The 19,083-nt window shown below is 58.6% G+C and carries 17 protein-coding genes, 2 tRNA genes and 2 pseudogenes; 15 read left to right on the top strand and 6 right to left on the bottom strand.

Annotated features, from left to right (window positions below; all coding sequences use genetic code 11):
* Window positions 1-100 precede the first annotated feature (100 nt).
* From ACM6IR_RS09715 to ychF, 8 genes are all read left to right on the top strand, one after another.
* Window positions 101-1,825 (top strand): tetratricopeptide repeat protein, encoded by a 1,725-nt coding sequence (locus ACM6IR_RS09715; RefSeq protein WP_414907517.1) that lies wholly within the window; start codon window positions 101-103, stop codon window positions 1,823-1,825.
* 4 nt (window positions 1,826-1,829) lie between these two features.
* Window positions 1,830-2,447: a lipoprotein insertase outer membrane protein LolB gene (lolB, locus tag ACM6IR_RS09710; RefSeq protein ID WP_414907516.1), complete on the top strand. Its 618-nt coding sequence runs from the start codon at window positions 1,830-1,832 to the stop codon at window positions 2,445-2,447.
* A gap of 2 nt (window positions 2,448-2,449) precedes the next feature.
* Window positions 2,450-3,301, top strand: coding sequence for a 4-(cytidine 5'-diphospho)-2-C-methyl-D-erythritol kinase (ispE, locus tag ACM6IR_RS09705; RefSeq protein WP_414907570.1), 852 nt, complete (start codon window positions 2,450-2,452; stop codon window positions 3,299-3,301).
* 37 nt (window positions 3,302-3,338) lie between these two features.
* Window positions 3,339-3,413: transfer RNA gene (locus tag ACM6IR_RS09700), tRNA-Gln, on the top strand.
* A 46-nt stretch (window positions 3,414-3,459) separates the two neighbouring features.
* Window positions 3,460-4,401: a ribose-phosphate pyrophosphokinase gene (locus tag ACM6IR_RS09695; protein WP_003208392.1), complete on the top strand. Its 942-nt coding sequence runs from the start codon at window positions 3,460-3,462 to the stop codon at window positions 4,399-4,401.
* 141 nt (window positions 4,402-4,542) lie between these two features.
* Complete coding sequence (locus ACM6IR_RS09690; protein ID WP_414907515.1) at window positions 4,543-5,142, top strand: 50S ribosomal protein L25/general stress protein Ctc; 600 nt, start codon at window positions 4,543-4,545, stop codon at window positions 5,140-5,142.
* A gap of 169 nt (window positions 5,143-5,311) precedes the next feature.
* Complete coding sequence (pth, locus tag ACM6IR_RS09685) at window positions 5,312-5,896, top strand: aminoacyl-tRNA hydrolase (protein ID WP_201120532.1); 585 nt, start codon at window positions 5,312-5,314, stop codon at window positions 5,894-5,896.
* Window positions 5,897-5,919: 23 nt separating this feature from the next.
* Entirely contained in the window at window positions 5,920-7,020 is a 1,101-nt protein-coding gene (gene ychF / locus ACM6IR_RS09680) for a redox-regulated ATPase YchF (protein WP_218538004.1), read from the top strand.
* A 190-nt stretch (window positions 7,021-7,210) separates the two neighbouring features.
* Here ychF and ACM6IR_RS09675 read toward each other — a convergent pair whose 3' ends face one another.
* Complete coding sequence (locus ACM6IR_RS09675; protein WP_414907514.1) at window positions 7,211-8,428, bottom strand: MFS transporter; 1,218 nt, start codon at window positions 8,426-8,428, stop codon at window positions 7,211-7,213.
* Between the two features lie 45 nt (window positions 8,429-8,473).
* On the opposite strand from ACM6IR_RS09675, the gene ACM6IR_RS09670 reads away from it, so the two are divergent.
* Window positions 8,474-10,819 carry a methyl-accepting chemotaxis protein gene (locus tag ACM6IR_RS09670; protein ID WP_414907513.1) on the top strand — a complete coding sequence of 782 codons (2,346 nt, stop codon included), beginning with the start codon at window positions 8,474-8,476 and terminating at the stop codon, window positions 10,817-10,819.
* 116 nt (window positions 10,820-10,935) lie between these two features.
* Window positions 10,936-11,012, top strand: a tRNA-Met gene (locus ACM6IR_RS09665).
* Between the two features lie 187 nt (window positions 11,013-11,199).
* Here ACM6IR_RS09665 and ACM6IR_RS09660 read toward each other — a convergent pair.
* On the bottom strand, window positions 11,200-12,309 hold the full coding sequence (locus ACM6IR_RS09660; RefSeq protein WP_414907512.1) for a DUF2817 domain-containing protein: 1,110 nt from the start codon (window positions 12,307-12,309) through the stop codon (window positions 11,200-11,202).
* Between the two features lie 164 nt (window positions 12,310-12,473).
* Between ACM6IR_RS09660 and ggt the strand changes: the two genes are divergently transcribed.
* The 3 genes from ggt (at window position 12,474) to ACM6IR_RS09645 (ending at window position 15,260) form a co-directional block, all read left to right on the top strand.
* Window positions 12,474-14,306, top strand: coding sequence for a gamma-glutamyltransferase (ggt, locus tag ACM6IR_RS09655; RefSeq protein ID WP_414907511.1), 1,833 nt, complete (start codon window positions 12,474-12,476; stop codon window positions 14,304-14,306).
* 276 nt (window positions 14,307-14,582) lie between these two features.
* Window positions 14,583-14,885, top strand: coding sequence for a type II toxin-antitoxin system HigB family toxin (locus tag ACM6IR_RS09650; protein ID WP_414907510.1), 303 nt, complete (start codon window positions 14,583-14,585; stop codon window positions 14,883-14,885).
* A 3-nt stretch (window positions 14,886-14,888) separates the two neighbouring features.
* Window positions 14,889-15,260 (top strand): helix-turn-helix domain-containing protein, encoded by a 372-nt coding sequence (locus ACM6IR_RS09645; protein WP_414907509.1) that lies wholly within the window; start codon window positions 14,889-14,891, stop codon window positions 15,258-15,260.
* A gap of 24 nt (window positions 15,261-15,284) precedes the next feature.
* Here the strand turns inward: ACM6IR_RS09645 and ACM6IR_RS09640 are convergent.
* Both ACM6IR_RS09640 and ddlA read right to left on the bottom strand, forming a co-directional pair.
* Window positions 15,285-15,350 (bottom strand): annotated as a pseudogene (locus ACM6IR_RS09640) (transporter); the annotation flags it as partial.
* A gap of 43 nt (window positions 15,351-15,393) precedes the next feature.
* The gene (gene ddlA, locus ACM6IR_RS09635; RefSeq protein WP_414907508.1) at window positions 15,394-16,488 is read right to left on the bottom strand and encodes a D-alanine--D-alanine ligase; all 1,095 of its coding nucleotides are present in this window, start codon (window positions 16,486-16,488) and stop codon (window positions 15,394-15,396) included.
* Between the two features lie 148 nt (window positions 16,489-16,636).
* On the opposite strand from ddlA, the gene ACM6IR_RS09630 reads away from it, so the two are divergent.
* Together ACM6IR_RS09630 and ACM6IR_RS09625 are read left to right on the top strand one after the other, a co-directional pair.
* Entirely contained in the window at window positions 16,637-17,446 is an 810-nt protein-coding gene (locus tag ACM6IR_RS09630; RefSeq protein ID WP_414907507.1) for an AraC family transcriptional regulator, read from the top strand.
* 76 nt (window positions 17,447-17,522) lie between these two features.
* On the top strand, window positions 17,523-17,891 hold the full coding sequence (locus ACM6IR_RS09625) for a cupin domain-containing protein (RefSeq protein WP_414907506.1): 369 nt from the start codon (window positions 17,523-17,525) through the stop codon (window positions 17,889-17,891).
* A 12-nt stretch (window positions 17,892-17,903) separates the two neighbouring features.
* Here the strand turns inward: ACM6IR_RS09625 and ACM6IR_RS09620 are convergent, their stop codons facing one another.
* Together ACM6IR_RS09620 and ACM6IR_RS09615 are read right to left on the bottom strand one after the other, a co-directional pair.
* Window positions 17,904-18,503, bottom strand: a complete 600-nt coding sequence (locus ACM6IR_RS09620) for a flavin reductase family protein (RefSeq protein WP_414907505.1) — start codon at window positions 18,501-18,503, stop codon at window positions 17,904-17,906.
* Window positions 18,504-18,557: 54 nt separating this feature from the next.
* Window positions 18,558-18,995, bottom strand: a pseudogene (locus ACM6IR_RS09615) (methyl-accepting chemotaxis protein); the annotation flags it as partial.
* Window positions 18,996-19,083 lie beyond the last annotated feature (88 nt).

Below are 19,083 nucleotides of genomic sequence, written 5' to 3'. Positions count from 1 at the left end.
CCTCAGGTTCTTCGCGAGCGAGCTCGCTCCTACATGGTTATGTTTGGCCGAAGGCTTGTGTCATGATGATCCGACCGCAGGTTAGTCGTCCTCTTCCTATATGAATAGATCTTCCGCGTTGCTCCTTGCTTTTGTCTTCCTCAGCGGCTGCCAGGCCTTGGCACCCGTTTCACCGGACGGTACGTCGCCGGTCGAAGACAGCACTCCGGCTCCTGAAAAGCCCAAGGTTTATAGCTCATTCAGCGAAGAAACCATCTTCAGTCTGTTGAGCGCTGAATTGGCTGGCCAGCGCAATCGTTTCGACATTGCCCTGGACAACTATGTGACCCAGGCCATCAATACTCAGGATCCGGGCATCTCCGAGCGCGCATTCCGCATCGCCGAATACCTGGGCGCCGATCAGGCCGCCCTGGATACCGCGCTGATCTGGGCAAAAAACGCCCCGAGCGATCTCGAAGCGCAACGAGCCGCAGCCGTGCAACTGGCCCGCGCCGGGCGCTATGACGACTCCATGGTCTATATGGAAAAAGTCCTGCAAGGCAAGGGTGATACGCATTTCGACTTCCTCGCCTTGTCCGCGGCCGATACCGACCAGGAGACGCGCAACGGCTTGATGAAAAGCTTTGATCGTTTATTGCAGCGCCATCCAAAAAACGGCCAGCTGATTTTCGGCAAGGCCTTGCTGATGCAACAGGACGGTGACAGCAAAGGCGCACTGGCTTTGCTGGAAGACAATCCGCCGGACGAAGGTGAAATAGCCCCCATTCTGCTGCGCGCGCGCCTGTTGCAAACGCTCAATCGTGGCTCTGAAGCCTTGCCTCTGTTGCGAAAGAGCATCAAGAAATACCCGGACGACAAGCGCCTGCGCCTGACCTATGCGCGCATGCTGGTTGAACAGGACCGTATGAACGACGCCAAAGCCGAGTTCTCGAGCCTCGTCCAGCAGTATCCGGAAGACGATGAATTGCGTTATTCCCTGGCCCTGGTGTGCCTGGAAGCCAAAGCTTGGGACGAGGCCAAAGGTTACCTGGAAGACTTGATCGCACGAGAAAGCCACGTTGATTCGGCGCACCTGAACCTTGGTCGTATCGCTGAGGAGCGCAACGACCCTCAAGGCGCGCTGATCGAGTACGCCCTGGTCGGCCCGGGCAACGACTACCTGCCGGCACAACTGCGTCAAGCCGATATCCTGATGAATAACGGCAGGACCGCCGAAGCGCAGAGCCGCCTGGCGGCGCAACGCGATGAACAACCCGATTACGCGATTCAGCTGTATCTGATCGAAGCCGAAACCCTGTCCGCCAACAAACAGGGCGACAAGGCCTGGAACGTATTGCAGAAAGCCTTGCAGCAATACCCGGACGATCTGAATCTGCTTTACACCCGCGCCATGCAAGCGGAAAAACGCAATGACCTGGCGCAGATGGAAAAAGACCTGCGGCTGATCATCAAGCGCGATCCCGACAACGCAATGGCACTCAACGCCCTCGGTTACACCCTGTCGGACCGTACGACACGTTACGCCGAAGCCAAGGCCCTGATCGAACACGCTCACCAGCTCAATCCGGAAGACCCGGCGGTACTCGACAGCCTCGGCTGGGTGAACTATCGCCTGGGCAATCTCGACGAGGCCGAACGCCTGCTGCGCAAGGCGCTGGACCGCTTCCCCGATCAGGAAGTCGCCGCTCACCTGGGTGAAGTCCTGTGGGCCAACGGCAAGCAACGGGAAGCCAAGCAAATCTGGGGCAAGTTCCTCAAGGAGCAACCCGACAGCCCAACCCTGCGCGGCACCATCAAGCGCCTGACCGGATCAGAGACTCTTTAAGATTATGTTTTTGCGCCACATTATCGTTTTCAGTTTCATCGCCCTGCTCGCCGGCTGTGCAGGCTTCGGCGCTCGCGAATCGGTCGAGGGCCACGGTAACCCCGCCCAATGGCGCGAGCACAAACAACAGCTCGCAGGCCTTGATGGCTGGCAAATCAACGGCAAAATCGGCATTCGGGCTCCGAAAGATTCGGGCAGCGGCACGTTGTTCTGGCTGCAACGCCAGGATTACTACGATATTCGCCTCTCCGGCCCCTTGGGTCGCGGCGCAGCACGCCTGACCGGTCGCCCGGGCAAGGTCTCGCTGGAAGTGGCCAATCAGGGTCGGTATGACGCACCGAACCCGGAAACCTTGCTCGAAGAACAGCTGGGCTGGAAATTGCCAGTCTCTAATCTGGCCTGGTGGGTTCGTGGACTTCCGGCTCCCGACAGCAAAAGCCACCTGACTCTGGATGCCGATAGCCGCCTGGCCAAACTGGAGCAGGATGGCTGGCAGGTCGAGTACTTGAGCTATGCCGAACAAAACGGCTATTGGCTGCCCGAGCGGATCAAACTGCATGGCACCGACCTTGATGTCACGCTGGTGATCAAGGAATGGCAACCTCGCAAATTGGGGCAGTGAACATGACAGCTCCACGCTTGACGCTGCCCTCGCCGGCCAAACTCAATTTGATGCTGCACATCCTCGGTCGCCGAGAAGACGGTTATCACGAACTGCAGACAATTTTTCAGTTTCTCGATTACGGCGATGAAATCACATTCGCCGTGCGCGACGACGGCGTGATTCGTTTGCACACCGAATTCGAAGGCGTTCCCCACGACAGCAACCTGATCGTCAAGGCCGCGAAAAAACTTCAGGCGCAATCCGGTTGTGCGCTCGGCATCGATATCTGGATCGACAAAATCCTGCCCATGGGCGGTGGAATTGGTGGCGGCAGCTCAAATGCCGCGACGACGCTGCTCGGCCTGAACCATCTCTGGCAACTGGGCTGGGACGAGGATCGACTGGCCGTACTGGGCCTGACACTGGGTGCCGACGTCCCGGTTTTCGTGCGAGGGCACGCGGCTTTTGCCGAGGGCGTGGGGGAGAAACTCACCCCTGTAGACCCCGAGGAACCGTGGTATCTCGTGCTCGTGCCGCAAGTATCTGTAAGTACAGCAGAAATTTTTTCAGATCCGTTGTTGACACGTAACTCTTCTCCCATTAAAGTGCGCCCCGTTCCCAAGGGAAACAGTCGAAATGACTGCTTACCGGTGGTAGCAAGGCGTTACCCAGATGTACGTAACGCATTGAATTTGTTAGGTAAATTTACCGAAGCAAAACTCACCGGAACTGGAAGTTGTGTGTTTGGGGGCTTCCCAAGCAAAGCTGAAGCTGATAAAGTCTCGGCCCTTCTTACAGAGACCCTTACAGGGTTTGTAGCAAAGGGAAGCAACGTTTCGATGTTGCATCGCAAGCTGCAGAGCCTGCTCTAAAAGGAATCGAGTACTGGGTACTCGTTGCAACAGATACAGGGGCGTCGCCAAGCGGTAAGGCAGCAGGTTTTGATCCTGCCATGCGTTGGTTCGAATCCAGCCGCCCCTGCCATTTTCCTATACTCATCCAGGTTACCCTCAGCCTTCAGGTACTGCGCGTGTCCAAGATGATGGTCTTTACGGGGAACGCTAACCCCGATCTGGCTCGGCGTGTTGTACGTCAGCTGCATATCCCTCTCGGTGACATCTCTGTCGGTAAATTTTCCGACGGCGAAATTACAGCCGAGATCAATGAAAACGTCCGCGGTAAAGATGTTTTCATTATTCAGCCGACTTGCGCTCCGACCAACGATAACCTGATGGAACTGGTAGTGATGGCTGATGCCTTCCGCCGCTCCTCGGCTACTCGTATCACTGCTGTTATTCCTTACTTTGGTTATGCCCGTCAGGATCGCCGTCCGCGTTCCGCACGTGTGGCTATCAGCGCGAAAGTCGTTGCTGACATGCTTACCGTAGTCGGCATCGACCGTGTTCTCACGGTTGATTTGCATGCTGACCAAATCCAGGGTTTCTTCGATATTCCGGTAGATAACATCTACGGCTCCCCGGTATTGGTGGATGACATTGAAGATCAGCGCTTCGAAAACCTGATGATCGTGTCCCCGGACATTGGCGGCGTCGTGCGTGCACGTGCTGTTGCCAAATCCCTGGGTGTGGATCTCGGGATCATCGACAAACGCCGTGAGAAAGCCAATCACTCTGAAGTGATGCATATCATCGGTGATGTCGAAGGGCGTACCTGTATTCTGGTCGATGACATGGTCGATACCGCCGGCACTCTGTGCCACGCGGCCAAGGCCCTGAAAGAGCATGGCGCTGCCAAGGTTTTCGCCTACTGCACACACCCTGTGCTGTCCGGTCGGGCGATCGAAAACATTGAAAATTCCATGCTGGATGAACTGGTGGTGACTAACACCATCCCGTTGTCCGCTGCTGCTCAAGCCTGCTCGCGTATCCGCCAACTGGATATCGCGCCGGTAGTTGCCGAAGCGGTCCGCCGCATCAGCAATGAAGAATCGATCAGCGCGATGTTCCGTTAAGGGCCCTGCCCTTCTCGAACATTTCGTTGACGAAAAGCGCCCCGCCCCGGCATTCCTGTCGGGGCGGGGCTTTTTTGCCCATATCGCCTTTAGCGCTGGTCGCAAACGCTGGGGCGAATGTGGTTATTTTGGAGATACAACATGAACGAATTTACTCTGAATGCTGAAGTGCGTTCCGACCTGGGGAAAGGTGCGAGCCGCCGCCTGCGTCGTCTCGCGAGCCTGGTTCCAGCTGTAGTTTACGGTGGCGAAAAAGCCCCTGAATCCATCAGCATGCTGGCCAAAGAAGTTGCCAAACTGCTCGAAAACGAAGCGGCTTACAGCCACATCATCGAGCTGAACGTTGGTGGCACCAAGCAAAACGTAATCATCAAAGCTCTGCAGCGTCACCCGGCTAAAGGCCACGTGATGCACGCTGACTTCGTACGCGTTGTAGCTGGCCAGAAACTGACCGCTACCGTGCCTGTACACTTCGTTGGCGAAGCGGCTCCGATCAAGAAAGGCGGCGAAATTTCGCACGTTATTGCTGAAGTCGAAGTGTCCTGCCTGCCGAAAGATCTGCCTGAATTCATCGAAGTTGACCTGGCTGATGCCGAAGTCGGCTCGATCATTCACTTGTCCGACCTCAAAGCCCCTAAAGGCGTTGAGTTTGTTGCTCTGGCTCACGGTAACGACCTGGCTGTTGCCAACGTTCACGCTCCACGTGTTGCTCCAGAAGCTACTGAAGGCGCAGCAGAGTAATTTCACTCTGTTCGCCGGAGTGACCGGAAACATCGCGGACTAGAGCGTAGCGAGAAAGCGGGCGAGAACGCGGAGTTTACATAATGGTAAATGAGCACTTGTCGTCCACTTTCGCCGCTCTCCCTGATTGCGGCGATGTTATCCACCACTCCAAAGAAGGGCCCCTATCGTGACTGCCATCAAACTGATCGTTGGCCTGGGAAATCCAGGCGCTGAATACGAACAGACCCGGCATAACGCAGGGGCCCTTTTTGTTGAGCGCATCGCGAACGCACAAGGCGTAAACCTTGTGGCCGATCGCAAATATTTTGGCCTGACCGGACGCTATTCGTATCAGGGTCAGGACGTTCGTCTGCTGATTCCCACCACGTACATGAACCGTAGCGGCCAGGCCGTGGCGGCACTCGCTGGCTTCTTCCGCATCAAGCCCGAAGAAATCCTCGTGGCGCATGACGAACTCGACTTGCCACCTGGCGTTGCCAAACTCAAACAGGGCGGCGGCCATGGCGGTCACAACGGGTTGCGCGACATCATCGCGCAACTGGGCAATCAGAATACCTTTCACCGCTTGCGGCTTGGCATTGGCCACCCGGGCGTTGCCAGTATGGTTTCAAATTTCGTCCTGGGTCGTGCGCCACGCGCCGAACAGGAAAAACTCGATGCCAGCATCGACTTTGCCCTCGGCGTGCTGCCGGATATCCTCGCCGGTGAATGGAACCGCGCGATGAAAAACCTGCACAGCCAGAAGGCCTGACTCTACTCCTCGGGGAAAACACCATGGGATTCAATTGCGGCATCGTCGGCCTGCCTAACGTCGGAAAGTCCACCCTGTTCAACGCCCTGACCAAATCCGGGATCGCGGCCGAGAACTTCCCCTTCTGCACTATCGAACCGAACACCGGTATCGTGCCGATGCCGGATCCGCGCCTGGAAGCCCTGGCAGTCATCGTCAATCCAAAGCGCATCCTGCCGACCACCATGGAGTTCGTCGACATCGCTGGCCTGGTTGCCGGTGCATCGAAAGGTGAAGGCCTGGGCAACAAATTCCTCGCCAACATCCGTGAAACCGATGCCATCGCTCACGTGGTCCGCTGCTTCGAAGACGAGAACGTGATTCATGTCTCCAACAGCGTCGACCCGAAACGCGACATCGAAATCATCGACCTGGAACTGATCTTCGCCGACCTCGACAGCTGCGAGAAACAACTGCAGAAAGTCGCCCGCAACGCCAAGGGTGGTGACAAGGACGCCGTGGTCCAGAAGGGTCTGCTGGAGCAACTGATTGCTCACTTCACCCTCGGCAAGCCAGCGCGCACCCTGATGAAGAACATGGGCGCCGACGATAAAGCGGTGATTCGTGGTTTCCATCTGCTGACCACCAAGCCGGTCATGTACATCGCCAACGTCGCTGAAGACGGTTTCGAGAACAACCCGCTGCTGGACATCGTCAAAGCCATCGCCGAAGAAGAAGGCGCCATGGTGGTTCCGGTCTGCAACAAGATCGAAGCCGAAATCGCCGAGCTGGAAGACGGCGAAGAAAAAGACATGTTCCTCGAAGCCCTGGGCCTCGAAGAGCCTGGCCTGAACCGCGTGATTCGCGCCGGCTACGAAATGCTGCACCTGCAGACCTACTTCACCGCCGGTGTCGAAGAAGTCCGCGCCTGGACCGTCCGTGTCGGTGCTACCGCACCGCAAGCTGCTGGCGTGATCCACACCGACTTCGAGAAAGGCTTCATCCGCGCCGAAGTGATCGCCTATGACGACTTCATCCAGTACAAGGGCGAAGCCGGCACCAAAGAAGCCGGTAAATGGCGTCTGGAAGGCAAGGACTACATCGTTAAAGACGGCGACGTGATGCACTTCCGTTTCAACGTCTAAGCTTATTCAGGACGAAGCACCCGCCCAAGAAAAAGCCGCGTACTAACGCGGCTTTTTTGTGCCTGAAATCCGGACAACACTCGGTCCCGTAGGAGCGAGGCTTGCCCGCGAAGAACGATGACGCGGTGAATCTGGACTATCGCGTAACGGCCTTCGCGGGCAAGCCTCGCTCCTACAGGATGGAGTGGGTTCAGGCCTTTTGGGTCCTTGGCAGGAAGATAGCCAGCACACCAAACAACGGCAGGAACGAACACAGGAAGTACACGTATTCGATGCCATGAATATCCGCAAGATGCCCCAGCAGTGCCGCGCCAATCCCGCCAAAACCGAACATCAACCCGAAGAATACTCCGGCGATCATCCCGACATTGCCCGGCACCAGCTCTTGCGCATATACCACAATGGCCGAGAACGCCGAGGCGAGGATGAAGCCGATCAGCACGCTCAGAATGCTGGTCCAGAACAGGTCGACGTGAGGCAGGATCAGGGTGAACGGCGCCACGCCGAGGATCGAAAACCAGATCACAGCCTTACGGCCAATCTTGTCGCCGATCGGTCCACCGAAGAAGGTCCCCGCCGCGACCGCGCCAAGAAAAAGGAACAAGTGCAGCTGCGAACTGGCGACCGACAGGTCGAACTTCTCAATCAGATAAAACGTGAAGTAGCTGGTGAAACTGGCCATGTAGAAATACTTGGAGAACACCAGCAATCCGAGCACCACCAACGCACTGATCACCCGGTTTTTCGACAGCCCGTGAGTCGCCGCCTGGCCGGCCTTGAGCTTGAACAGGTTCAAGTGGTTGGCGTACCAGCGGCTGATCCGATAGAGCACAAACAGGGCAAACACGGCGAATAACCCGAACCATGCAACATGGCCCTGCCCGTAGGGAATGATAATCGCCGCCGCCAACAATGGACCAAAAGCCGAACCCGCATTACCGCCGACCTGAAAGGTCGATTGCGCCAGGCCGAAACGCCCGCCCGAGGCGAGTCGTGCCACACGAGACGCTTCCGGGTGAAAAGTCGACGAGCCGATACCGATCAACCCCGCCGCCAGCAGTATCAACGGGAAGGTGCCCACCATCGACATCATCAGGATGCCGATCAAGGTGCAGACCGTCCCGGCTGGTAATAGCCAGGGTTTGGGGTGGCGATCGGTGTAGTAGCCAACCCAGGGTTGCAACAAAGAGGCCGTCAGCTGGAACGTCAGCGTGATCAATCCGACCTGAGTAAAGGTCAGGCCGTAATTGGCCTTGAGCATCGGGTAAATAGACGGCAGAACCGACTGAATCAGGTCGTTGATCAAATGCGCCAGCGCCACCGCGCCGATGATGCGCATGACCAAAGGACTGCTTTGTGATGTCGCGGACGCCGACGGTGCGCCGGTCTGGGCATTGCTGATAGCCATGGGAATTTCCATACAGCGGATGGGTGCGCACTGGCAGGTGCGTCAATGTGCCATTTTTCAGTGCAGCAGCGCCATCCCCTTAGCCTGCTAACGACCTCGACGTTTATCGCTGAGCAGGTGATAGCGCAAAGCCATGGTCTGAATCTTGCCTTGCTTCTCTGCTTCAACGCGGGCCCCTTACAAAGGGGACCGAGAATGGGAAGTTTCGCCACAGAGTCGGCCTACAGAGCTGGCGAAGGTGAACTTTCGAGGCCTTTTAAGAGGGCACAAGTCGTGGTCGCAATGGCCTCGGCGCACGCCAATGGTGCGTGGTGTCCAGGGGAGTCATGGGGCATGCAGGCTTTTTTATCACCGGGGATCGGGCTGCTGGGGCGTTTCGGTTTCGCACGCAAATTCCAGCTGTTGTTTCTGCTGTTTATTCTGCCCCTGGCAGGCAGTCTGTGGATGATTGGTCAGGACTATCGCGAGAAACTGACGCTGATCTCCGGCGAACGTGCCGGGGTTCATCAATTGCTCGCCCTCGATGCGCTCGATAACCTGCTCGCCGCCCAGCGCGACCGCGCGGCTCGCTGGCGCGCCACCGAAACCAATCGCCAGCCGACGCCTGCCACGCTCGCGGCGATGGCTGCGTTTGATGCGGCTCAGCCAGCCGTCGCGCAAGCCACCTCGGACCTCGGCAACGCGTTGAAAACCGAAGGCGCCGAGGGTGAAACCCTGGCCCGTTACCAAGCCCTGCAAGCCGCGCTCAGCGGCCTGGACTCGAAAAGCCTGAGCAGCGTCGGCTGGTGGCCGGACGGCTATGATCGTTTCACCAATGCCTTGAGCGCCCTGCAAGCCTTGCGCGAACAGATCGCCATGGACAATCGCCTGACGCTGGCACCGTGGCTGGAAACCTACCTGCTGACGCAGATCTCCACACAGCACGCGCCGGACCTGATCGAACGGGTCGGTCGCCTCGCCAGCGTTGGCCAGGCGTCGGTGGTGTCCGGACAGTTCACCCTGCAAAGCCGTCTGCAACTGCGAGACTTGCGCAGCCGCATCGGCGACGCCCGAGAGCAACTGGTGAAAACCGCCAGTCTGCTGGAAGCCCGCTTGCCCACCGCCTTGCAAGCCTGGGCCGGGCAATACCATGACAGCCTCAAGCACCTGGACGCCGAGCTGCAAGTGCTCGATGACGGTGTATTCGGCGGCAGCATCAAGCTCAAGCCCGAGGAGTTCGAACGCAGCCTGGACACCTTGCTCACCGACCTCGCCTCGTTACGCCAGCAGTCGTTGGTTTCGCTGGATCAGCGCCTGGATTACTACCACCGTTCGGCCATCCGCCAGTTCATCGTGGTAGCGACGATTCTGGGTTGCCTGTTACTGGCCGCGTTGTACCTGTTCATCTGCTTGCAGGCCTCGATCCGTCGCAGCGCCAGCGGCATCACCCTGCTGGCTGAAGCCTTGCGCGACGGCAATCTGAGCCTGCAAGTACCGGTGCAGGGCCGCGACGAACTGGCCGCCATCAGCACCGCCCTCAACGTCGCGGTGGTGCAACTGCGCAACAGCCTGCTAGGGGTCGATCATGAAACCTTGCAGCTGAGCAATGCAGTGCGCACCCTCAATCATCATTCCAGCGGTGCATTGGGTGAAGTCGAAGCTCAACAGTTGCAGATCAGTCAGATCGCCGCTGCGGCGACGCAATTGGCCGCGACCTCTCAAGGGGTCGCCCAGAGTTGCGAGCAGGCCTCCGGCAGCGCGCAGCACACCCAGCGTATCGCCGCCGACAGCAGCCGCGACAGCCAGCGCACGACCGCCAGTATCCAACAGCTCAATCAGCGCTTGAACGACACGGCTGCGGCACTGGGCCGAGTCAGTGAACAAGGGCAGCAAATTCAATTGGTGGTGGACACCATTCGCGGCGTCGCCGAACAAACCAACCTGCTCGCGCTCAACGCCGCCATCGAAGCGGCCCGAGCCGGCGAGCAAGGTCGGGGGTTTGCCGTGGTGGCCGATGAAGTGCGTAGCCTGTCCAAGCGCACCCAGTCCTCCACTGCGCAGATTGCCGGCACCGTCGACAGCCTGCGCAACACGGTCAATGAAGCGGTCAGCCTGATGGAGGCAGCCTGCGGCCAGGCACAATCTGACGCACAGGCGGTCACGGGCCTCGGCGAACGATTGGGGGAAATTGCCAGCGCCGTGCAGAGCGTCACCGATACCCTGGCGCAAATCGCCACCGCGGTCGACGAGCAAGCGACCACCGCCGATGAAGTCAGCGGCAATATCCAGCAAGTCGATCAGGCGGCGGTACGCTTGCTCGAAGGCGCACGGGCGGTGAACCTGGCGGCGGACACCTTGAGCCAGGGCAGCAAGGCCTTGAGTGCCAATACCGGGAGATTTCAGCTCGGTTAACGCCCTCCCCTGGCCCGTTTTTTCGGGTCAGGTGGATAAGCGGTTGAAAGCGTAGAGAAATATTTTATATTTACGCTTGACGCATCTGCATTACCGGTGAATAATGCGCGCCACTTGGCTACATAGCTCAGTTGGTTAGAGCATAGCATTCATAATGCTGGGGTCCGGGGTTCAAGTCCCTGTGTAGCCACCAAGTACTAAAAACGGCTTACCGAAAGGTAGGCCGTTTTTTTATGCCTGGAGAAAAGTACCCTGAGTCACAGGGCGGTACATTGACGCCTGCTTTGTTTTCACAGCGGCTTCATCCGCTTTGACGAATAAAACATGCTGCGGTTGCAAGAAGACTTGAACCGCATGCATTCGGGCAATAAGAGCCCGCGTCAGGAATGAAGCGTAGGCAAGGCCGACAGTGCCCGCTCCCATATCTGCCACGTACGCAGCCAGACCATCGCCTGCCAGTCGCTGTCGGCGGGATAGAACTGCTCAACCAGATTCAGTTTGATCTCGCGCCCCACTGCATCACTCGGATTGCCGTGCAGGTGCAGCCAGTGATCGTCGCGCAGATGACGATGGACGTCCGGCCCCGGATAAGTCCCACACTCGATCACGAACGGCATCAGGCGCACGTTCGGTAACGCATTGATCAATGCCTGTGAGGTATAGCCGGTGGCGGTAGCCGCGACGCCGGTTTCGCTCAGCGTGTCGGCGCCCGTGTGCAAGGTATAGAGCCAAGGACCATAGATGGCCTGCGCATCCACAAGCGCTGGATACGCCGACTCGGTAATGGTCAGCAACATCGGGTGACCGTACTCCCCGGCGCCGGTGTGCAAGTCGAAACACATGGCCACTTCGGCATGGGCAACATGCTTTTGAATGATCTGATGCAATGTGCGGTTCGACCAGCTCGGCGCCAGCCCGCCGTAAAATAGTCCATCGGGATGGCGGTGCTGGCCACCCTCGACAATCGACATCACCGCCGGCCAGCCGTGCTCGCGGATTTGCTCGTCGAGCAAGGCATCGGCATGCTCTCGCTCAGGCCCTTTCAACTCCGTGCAGGCATAGATTTCGTGCAGCGCGGCATAGGCCTGATTGTCCGGCAGCGGCCCCTCGAAGTTCAGGTGGTTGCGGTTCAGGTCGATGTTGTCTTCATTGACCCGTCGCAGCCACGCCGTCCCCCAGGGATTGATCAGGTGGATCATCACCACGGCGACATCCACCGGCAGCGAACGCTTGCCCAATTCCTGCAGCCACTTGATCTGGCAGCCCGAACCATAGAAGCCTTCGACCCCGTGGGTGCCGCTGAGCGCAATCAGCAGGCGCTTGGCGGCTGGATCGCCAAGTACTGCGACATCGGTGCTCAAGGGGTCACCGAATGGCCCTTTAAGTGGATGCGGGTACTCGGTGAGCGTTGCGCCGGCCGCCGTGGCGGCTGCCAGAAATTGTTCGCGCTGAGTGCGGTAGCTGGGCTGGGTGGGAAACTCGGTCTGCATGTCTGCCTCTTGTTGATCTTCTGGCCAATCTGTTGCCCTCGACCCTACAGAAAATCCGTCGACTGATGAAGGACCGGTGCCTCTTTACTTTAGGCCTTGGTTTGCGTCACTTCCTGTCGGCCGATAAAGTCCATGGATCTTTTCCCACGGACGGAGTACCCCGCGTGTTCTCAGCCTTCCATTTGAGCCGCTATCGCCTGTCAGCGCTTTCGCTGATCGCCACCGCATTGACCCTTGCAGCCTGCAATGTTGCGCCCTCTTCGACGTTGCCGGTCGCGCCGGAAATCGCCTCGGGTTACCGCACCGACCTGGTCACGCAGCACGCTACGAAACACATGGCGGCAGCGGCTAATCCTTTGGCAGCCGAGGCCGGGCGAGAAATGCTGCGTCTGGGCGGCTCAGCGATTGATGCCGCGATTGCGATGCAAGCGGTGTTGACCCTGGTCGAGCCGCAATCCTCCGGCATTGGGGGTGGTGCGTTGATCGTGCTGTGGGATGGCAAGCAGGTGCGTACTTACGATGGCCGTGAAACCGCACCGGCCGGTGCCACCGAGAAGCTGTTCCTGCAGGCCGACGGCAAACCGATGCCATTCACCCAGGCGCAGATTGGTGGCCGCTCGGTGGGGACACCGGGCGTGTTGCGAGCGCTTGAGCTGGCCCATCAGAAACACGGTCGGCTGCCATGGGCGAAGCTGTTCGAACCGGCCATCAAACTGGCGGAAGAAGGCTTCGCCATCTCGCCACGCCTTCACCAGTTGATCGCCTCGGACTCGTCCATGCGACGCTCGCCAGACATGATGGCGTATTTCCTTGAGGCGAATGGCAGCCCGAAAGCCGTCGGCACGCTACTGAAAAACCCGGCACTGGCCGCGGTCCTGAAACGCATCGCCATCGAAGGGCCTGATGCGTTTTACCAAGGCCCCATCGCCCAAGAGATCGTCACCAAGGTGACGAGCCACGCCAACGCCGGCAGCCTGTCGCTGAACGACCTCAAAGGTTACAGCGCCAAGGAGCGCGCGCCGTTGTGCACCGACTACAAACGCTGGCAGGTGTGCGGCATGCCGCCCCCGTCATCAGGCGGGATCGCCGTGGCGCAGATCCTCGGCACGCTGGAAGCGTTGGAGACTCGCGACAAACGCTTTGCCCTGGCACCGCTCAAACCGGTCAAGACTGACACGCCAGCAGGCATCGAACCGCCCCCTGAGGCCGTACACCTGATCTGCGAAGCCGAGCGCCTGGCCTACGCCGATCGCGCACAGTACGTGGCCGACACGGACTTCGTGCCCGTCCCCGTCAAAGGACTGGTGGACCCGACGTATCTGGCGAGCCGCTCAGGGCTGATCGGCGACCGCAGCATGGGCATCGCCAAACCGGGCACCCCGCCGGGCATTCAGGTGGCTTACGCGCCGGATCGCTCCCCCCTGCGGATATCTACCTCACAAGTGGTGGCGGTCGATGACCAGGGCGGTGCCGTGTCCATGACCACCACCATCGAATCCGCGTTCGGCTCGCACTTGATGGTCCAGGGCTTTGTGCTCAACAACCAGATGACCGACTTTTCGTTCATTCCCGAAGAAAACGGGCAAAAGGTCGCCAACCGCGTAGAACCCGGCAAACGCCCACGCTCGTCCATGGCCCCCACCCTGATCTTCGACCGCCAGAGCGGCGAATTCCTCGCCACCCTCGGCTCGCCGGGTGGCTCGCAGATCATCGAATACGTCGCCAAATCCACCATTGGCCTGCTCGACTGGAACCTCGACCCGCAAACCGCTATCCGCCTGCCCAACTTCGGCAGTCGTAACGGCCCGACCGAGCTGGAGCAAGGGCAGTTCAGCCCGGCACTGATTCAGGCGCTGAAGGGCAAAGGGCACAGCGTGGACGAGATCGACATGACCAGCGGCACCCAGGCGATTGTTCGGGTCAAGGATGCCCAAGGGAAAGCGTCGTTGGCGGGCGGGGCTGACCCGCGGCGTGAGGGGGAAGCGTTGGGGGATTGAGTCTTACGCGCAGTGGAAAGGGCTTACCGGGAGGTAGGCCTTTTTTTATGAAAATAAATCCTGATCGGCCCGGTCGCGCAGCTTTTTCCTACCCGCAAATGACTGCTTCCCGGATAGAGTTCAGAGATCAGTTTCCCAATTCCGAGTCAGCCCCAGCTCATCAAATCAGCAATCGCAATTGGCAACACTTGATACGGACGTCGAACTCACGCCCCCGTACATCGGATACGCCTTCACAGACTTGCATCAGTCCCACCACGGGACTAGGATCGTTCAATGAGAATCATCGCTATCAGTCAGCTGAAAAGGTTTTGGGAGAAATACCCCGATTCGGAACAGTCCTTTCTGGTCTGGATGGACGAGGCTAGAAATGCTGAGTGGAAAATGCCAGCGGACATAAAGGCGCGCTTTGCTAGCGCCAGTATTCTCAAAAGCCGCAGAGTCGTGTTCAACATCAAAGGAAATGACTTTCGGTTGGTAGTCGCTGTGGCGTATCGCTTCGGCGCCGTATACATAAAATTTGTCGGCACTCACGAGCAGTACGACGCTATCGACGCTGATACCGTCGAGATGGAGTAACCCATGAACATTCGTCCGATTCACACCGACGACGACTACCGTGCAGCCCTCAAGAGTGTGTCAGCACTGTTCGACAACGAACCAGAGCCTGGCACCCCTGAAGGTGATCACTTCGACATCATGATCACGCTTATCGAAGCCTATGAATCGAAGCAGTTTCCAGTGGATCTGCCCAATCCGATTGACGCGATAAAGTTTCGTATGGAGCAGTCCGGCTTGTCTGCTGCTGACCTGGCCCCCGCTATTGGACGTACAAACCGGGTCTACGAAGTGCTCAATGGCAAGCGCGCACTGACACTCCCGATGATTTGGAAGCTTCATGATTTATTCGGGATACCCGCAGAAAGTCTGATCAAGCCCGTGAAGCAGGCTTGACCAGATGTAAGCCAACGCCTGAAATCAAGCCGGCACACCCAAAATGATATGCGACGCCTTGATCACCGCCGTCGCGCTCACGCCTGGCTGCCTTTCATACGTTATCGCCTCGAATAATTACTTTCGATAGAACCTACCGAGAGATCTTCAGCGCCTGCCGTGCCTTGTGCTTCTCCAGCGCCAGGTCGATCAAACGGCTGACCAGCTCGCTGTAACTCATGCCGGCGGCCTGCCACAGCTTGGGGTACATACTGATGCGGGTGAAGCCTGGCAACGAATTGATTTCGTTGATCAGCACTTCGCCGCTGTCGGTCAGGAACACATCGACCCGCGCCAGCCCGGAACAGCCCAGAATGTGAAACGCTTCGACGGCCATCGCGCGAATGCGTTCGCTCGCGTCGACGCTGATGTTAGCCGGCACCACAACTTCTGCCGCCTGATCGTCGATGTATTTACTGTCGTAGGAATAGAACCCGCTGTGCACCACGATCTCGCCACATCCGCTGGCGATCGCGTCTTCATTGCCCAGCACCGCGCATTCGATTTCGCGACCGCTGACGGCGGACTCCACCAGCACTTTCTCATCGAAACCCAGGGCCAGTTCGACAGCTGCCGCGTATCCGGCCTCGTCAGTCACCTTGCTCACGCCCACGGAAGAACCCTGGTTCGCCGGTTTGACGAACAGCGGCAGACCGAGCTTGCCTTGCACCTCAGTGAATGAGGTGCGCGCGGCCGTGGCGCGGGTCAACGTTACGAATGGCGTGACCGCCAACCCGGCGTCACGCAGCAAGCGTTTACTGATGTCCTTGTCCATGCAAACGGCCGAGCCCAGTACATCAGAGCCGACAAACGGCAGAGCGGCCATGCGCAGCAAACCTTGCAGGCAACCGTCCTCACCCAGGGTGCCGTGGACAATCGGAAAGATCACATCGACGTGCCCCAGCAGTTCCTGACTGGACGTTTCTACCAATTGCTGACTGGCCTTGCCCGGTACGACGGCCAGTTCACGGTTGGATTGATTCAGGGCGATCAGTGCGGGGTTTTCCTGATTGAGCAGGAAGTTCGACGGGTCGTTGAGGTGCCAGTGACCTTGTTTGTCGATACCGATCAACACCGGATCGAAGCGCGAGCGATCCAGTGCATCGACGATATTCTTCGCCGACTGCAAAGACACTTCGTGCTCAGCCGAACGGCCACCAAAAATAATCCCTACCCGCAGTTTGCTCACACCGGCGTCTCCATGGTTAAAAAGAATAGGCAGCACCTTGCAACATTAGCCCGTAATTTTCTACCAATCGGATGGTTGGATCGGCAGCAGACAGGTGGCGGAGCTCTGGGGTAACGTAACCTGCATCGAGCTCAAGACAGCGACGTCCATGACCCAGCAAACACGTCCCATCGACTGGTTCCACCGCGCGCCAGACGTTGGCGGGCTTCAGCGTTTCGAAGCGTTTTTTGCAGGTCACGGCTACAACCTTCACCGTCACGACACCTATGCCATCGGTCTTACCCTGGCCGGCGTGCAGAGTTTTCAGTATCGCGGCGGCTGGCGCCACAGCCTGCCGGGCGGGACGATGGTGCTGCACCCGGACGAAGTCCACGACGGTGAGGCCGGCACGGAGGCCGGTTTCAAATACCGAATGATGTACATCCAGCCGGCGCTGATCCAGCAGATGCTCGGCGGTCAGCCGCTGCCGTTTATCCAAAACGGCCTGTCGACCGACCCTCGACTGTTTGCCGCCACCGCCGTGCTGTTGCGAAGCCTCGATTGCCCCCTTGATCCACTGGAAGAGCAGGACGCGCTGTTCGATCTGGCACAAGCCTTGAGCAATGCTTGCGCAGTATCGGTCACCCGCCCGAGCTTCGACTATGTGGCAGCAGAGCGCGCGCGGGAGTTCATACACAGCGCTCTGGATCGCACCGTGACACTGGAAGAGCTGGCGCAGCACAGCGGTCGGGATCGCTGGAGTCTGTCGCGGGATTTTCGCCTGTTATTCGGCACCAGTCCGTATCGCTACTTGACGATGCGCCGCCTGGACCTGGTCCGCTCACTGCTGATTCAGGGCCAGACACTGGCCAGCGCCGCGCTGATCGCCGGCTTCACCGATCAGAGCCACATGACCCGGCAATTCAGCAAAACCTACGGACTGTCGCCGGCCCGCTGGATGAAAATGCTCCGTCGTTGAGCCACACACAATCGTACAAGAAGCGCACCGATGCTCGGGCTATCGTGGTTTCACGATCAACCACGAGCGCCGCATCATGCAAACTTACGACAGCCTGAACTTCGCTGAAAAAATCTCCAGGATCGCTACGTACTGGTCACCTCGGGTCATTGCTGAAATGAACGACTACCAGTTCAAGGTGGTGAAGCTGCTGGGGGATTTCATCTGGCACGACCATCTCGATACCGACGAAGCGTTCATCGTTCTGGAAGGCCAGTTGCGCATCGACTTTCGCGATGGCCATGTGTTGGTGAACGCGGGCGAAATGTATGTGGTGCCGAAGGGCGTCGAGCACAAACCGTTCGCCGGGCAGGAGGTAAAACTGCTGCTGATCGAACCCAAGGGGGTCTTGAACACTGGCAGCGAAGGTGGCGACCGCACCGCGCAGAATGACGTGTGGGTGTGAACAGCAGCCGGCTTACACCTGCAAGGTTTTGCCGTCCACAGGATCGCCGATCTTCAAGAAATGCCCGCCAGCCACGTGGTGCAAGGTACGCAATGCGTCTTGCCCTTCGAAGTGCCAGCGGCCTTCGCTGAATACGCGTTCGTCTGCCTGAGCGGCAATCACTTCGGCCAGGAACAGATCGTACTGCTGGTGATTGCCCGGCTCCGGCAGCAGCCGGCATTCCAGCCAGGCGACGCAGCCTTCGAGCATCGGTGCATCGATCAACTCGCCACTGAAGGTTTGCAAGCCATAGACCTGGAACTTGTCCCGACCTTGGCCCTGAGTCAATTCAAGGCCGGATGTCGAACCGACTGTTTGCACGATATCGGCCTGGGCCGCACAGGGTATGTTCAGCACGAACGTACCGGAGCCTTCCAGCAGCCGCCGGGTCCAGGTGGACTTATCCAGCACCACGGCAATTTTCGGTGGTTCGAAGTCCAGCGGCATGGCCCAGGCGGCGGCCATGATATTGCGCAGGCCATCGTGAGCTGCGCTGACCAGCACGGTCGGCCCGTGATTGAGCAGGCGATAAGCCTTGGACAACGGAACCGGACGACGATGGGAAACGCTCATGGATGGCTGCTCCTTGGAAAAGAGCCGATTGTAGCGATATCCGCCCGGATGGCATCAGCTCGCCAACTGATTGGCAAACTGCCCCACCGCGTTCACCACTTTCTGCGCACCGTCCTGAATTTCGACGATCACCGTGCCGGCCTCTGCCGCCAACGCCAGGCCCTGTTCAGCCTGAAGTTTGCCGTCGGTAATCAGGGCCACGGCGTTGCGGGCCATTTCCTGATTCTGGCGCACGACGCCGACAATTTCATCGGTGGCCTGGCTGGTGCGTGATGCCAGTTGCCGGACCTCGTCCGCCACTACGGCAAAACCGCGCCCCTGTTCGCCAGCCCGAGCCGCTTCGATGGCCGCATTGAGTGCCAGCAGGTTGGTTTGTTCGGCAATGCCGCTGATGGTTTTCACGATGGTGCCGATCACCAGCGATTGCTCGTTAAGGGCTTCGATGCCTTCGCCGGCGGTTTGCATATGTTTGGCAAGATCACGCAGCACATTCACCGCTTGTGTGACCACGGCGTTACCACGTTGAGCACTATTGTCGGTTTGTTGTGAGGTGCTGTAGGCGATGTTGGCCGCTTCGGCG

The sequence above is a fragment of the Pseudomonas sp. IT-P253 genome, assembly GCF_949768125.1.
Classification (GTDB): Bacteria; Pseudomonadota; Gammaproteobacteria; order Pseudomonadales; family Pseudomonadaceae; genus Aquipseudomonas.
This window is presented reverse-complemented; position numbering and strand designations above follow the sequence as displayed.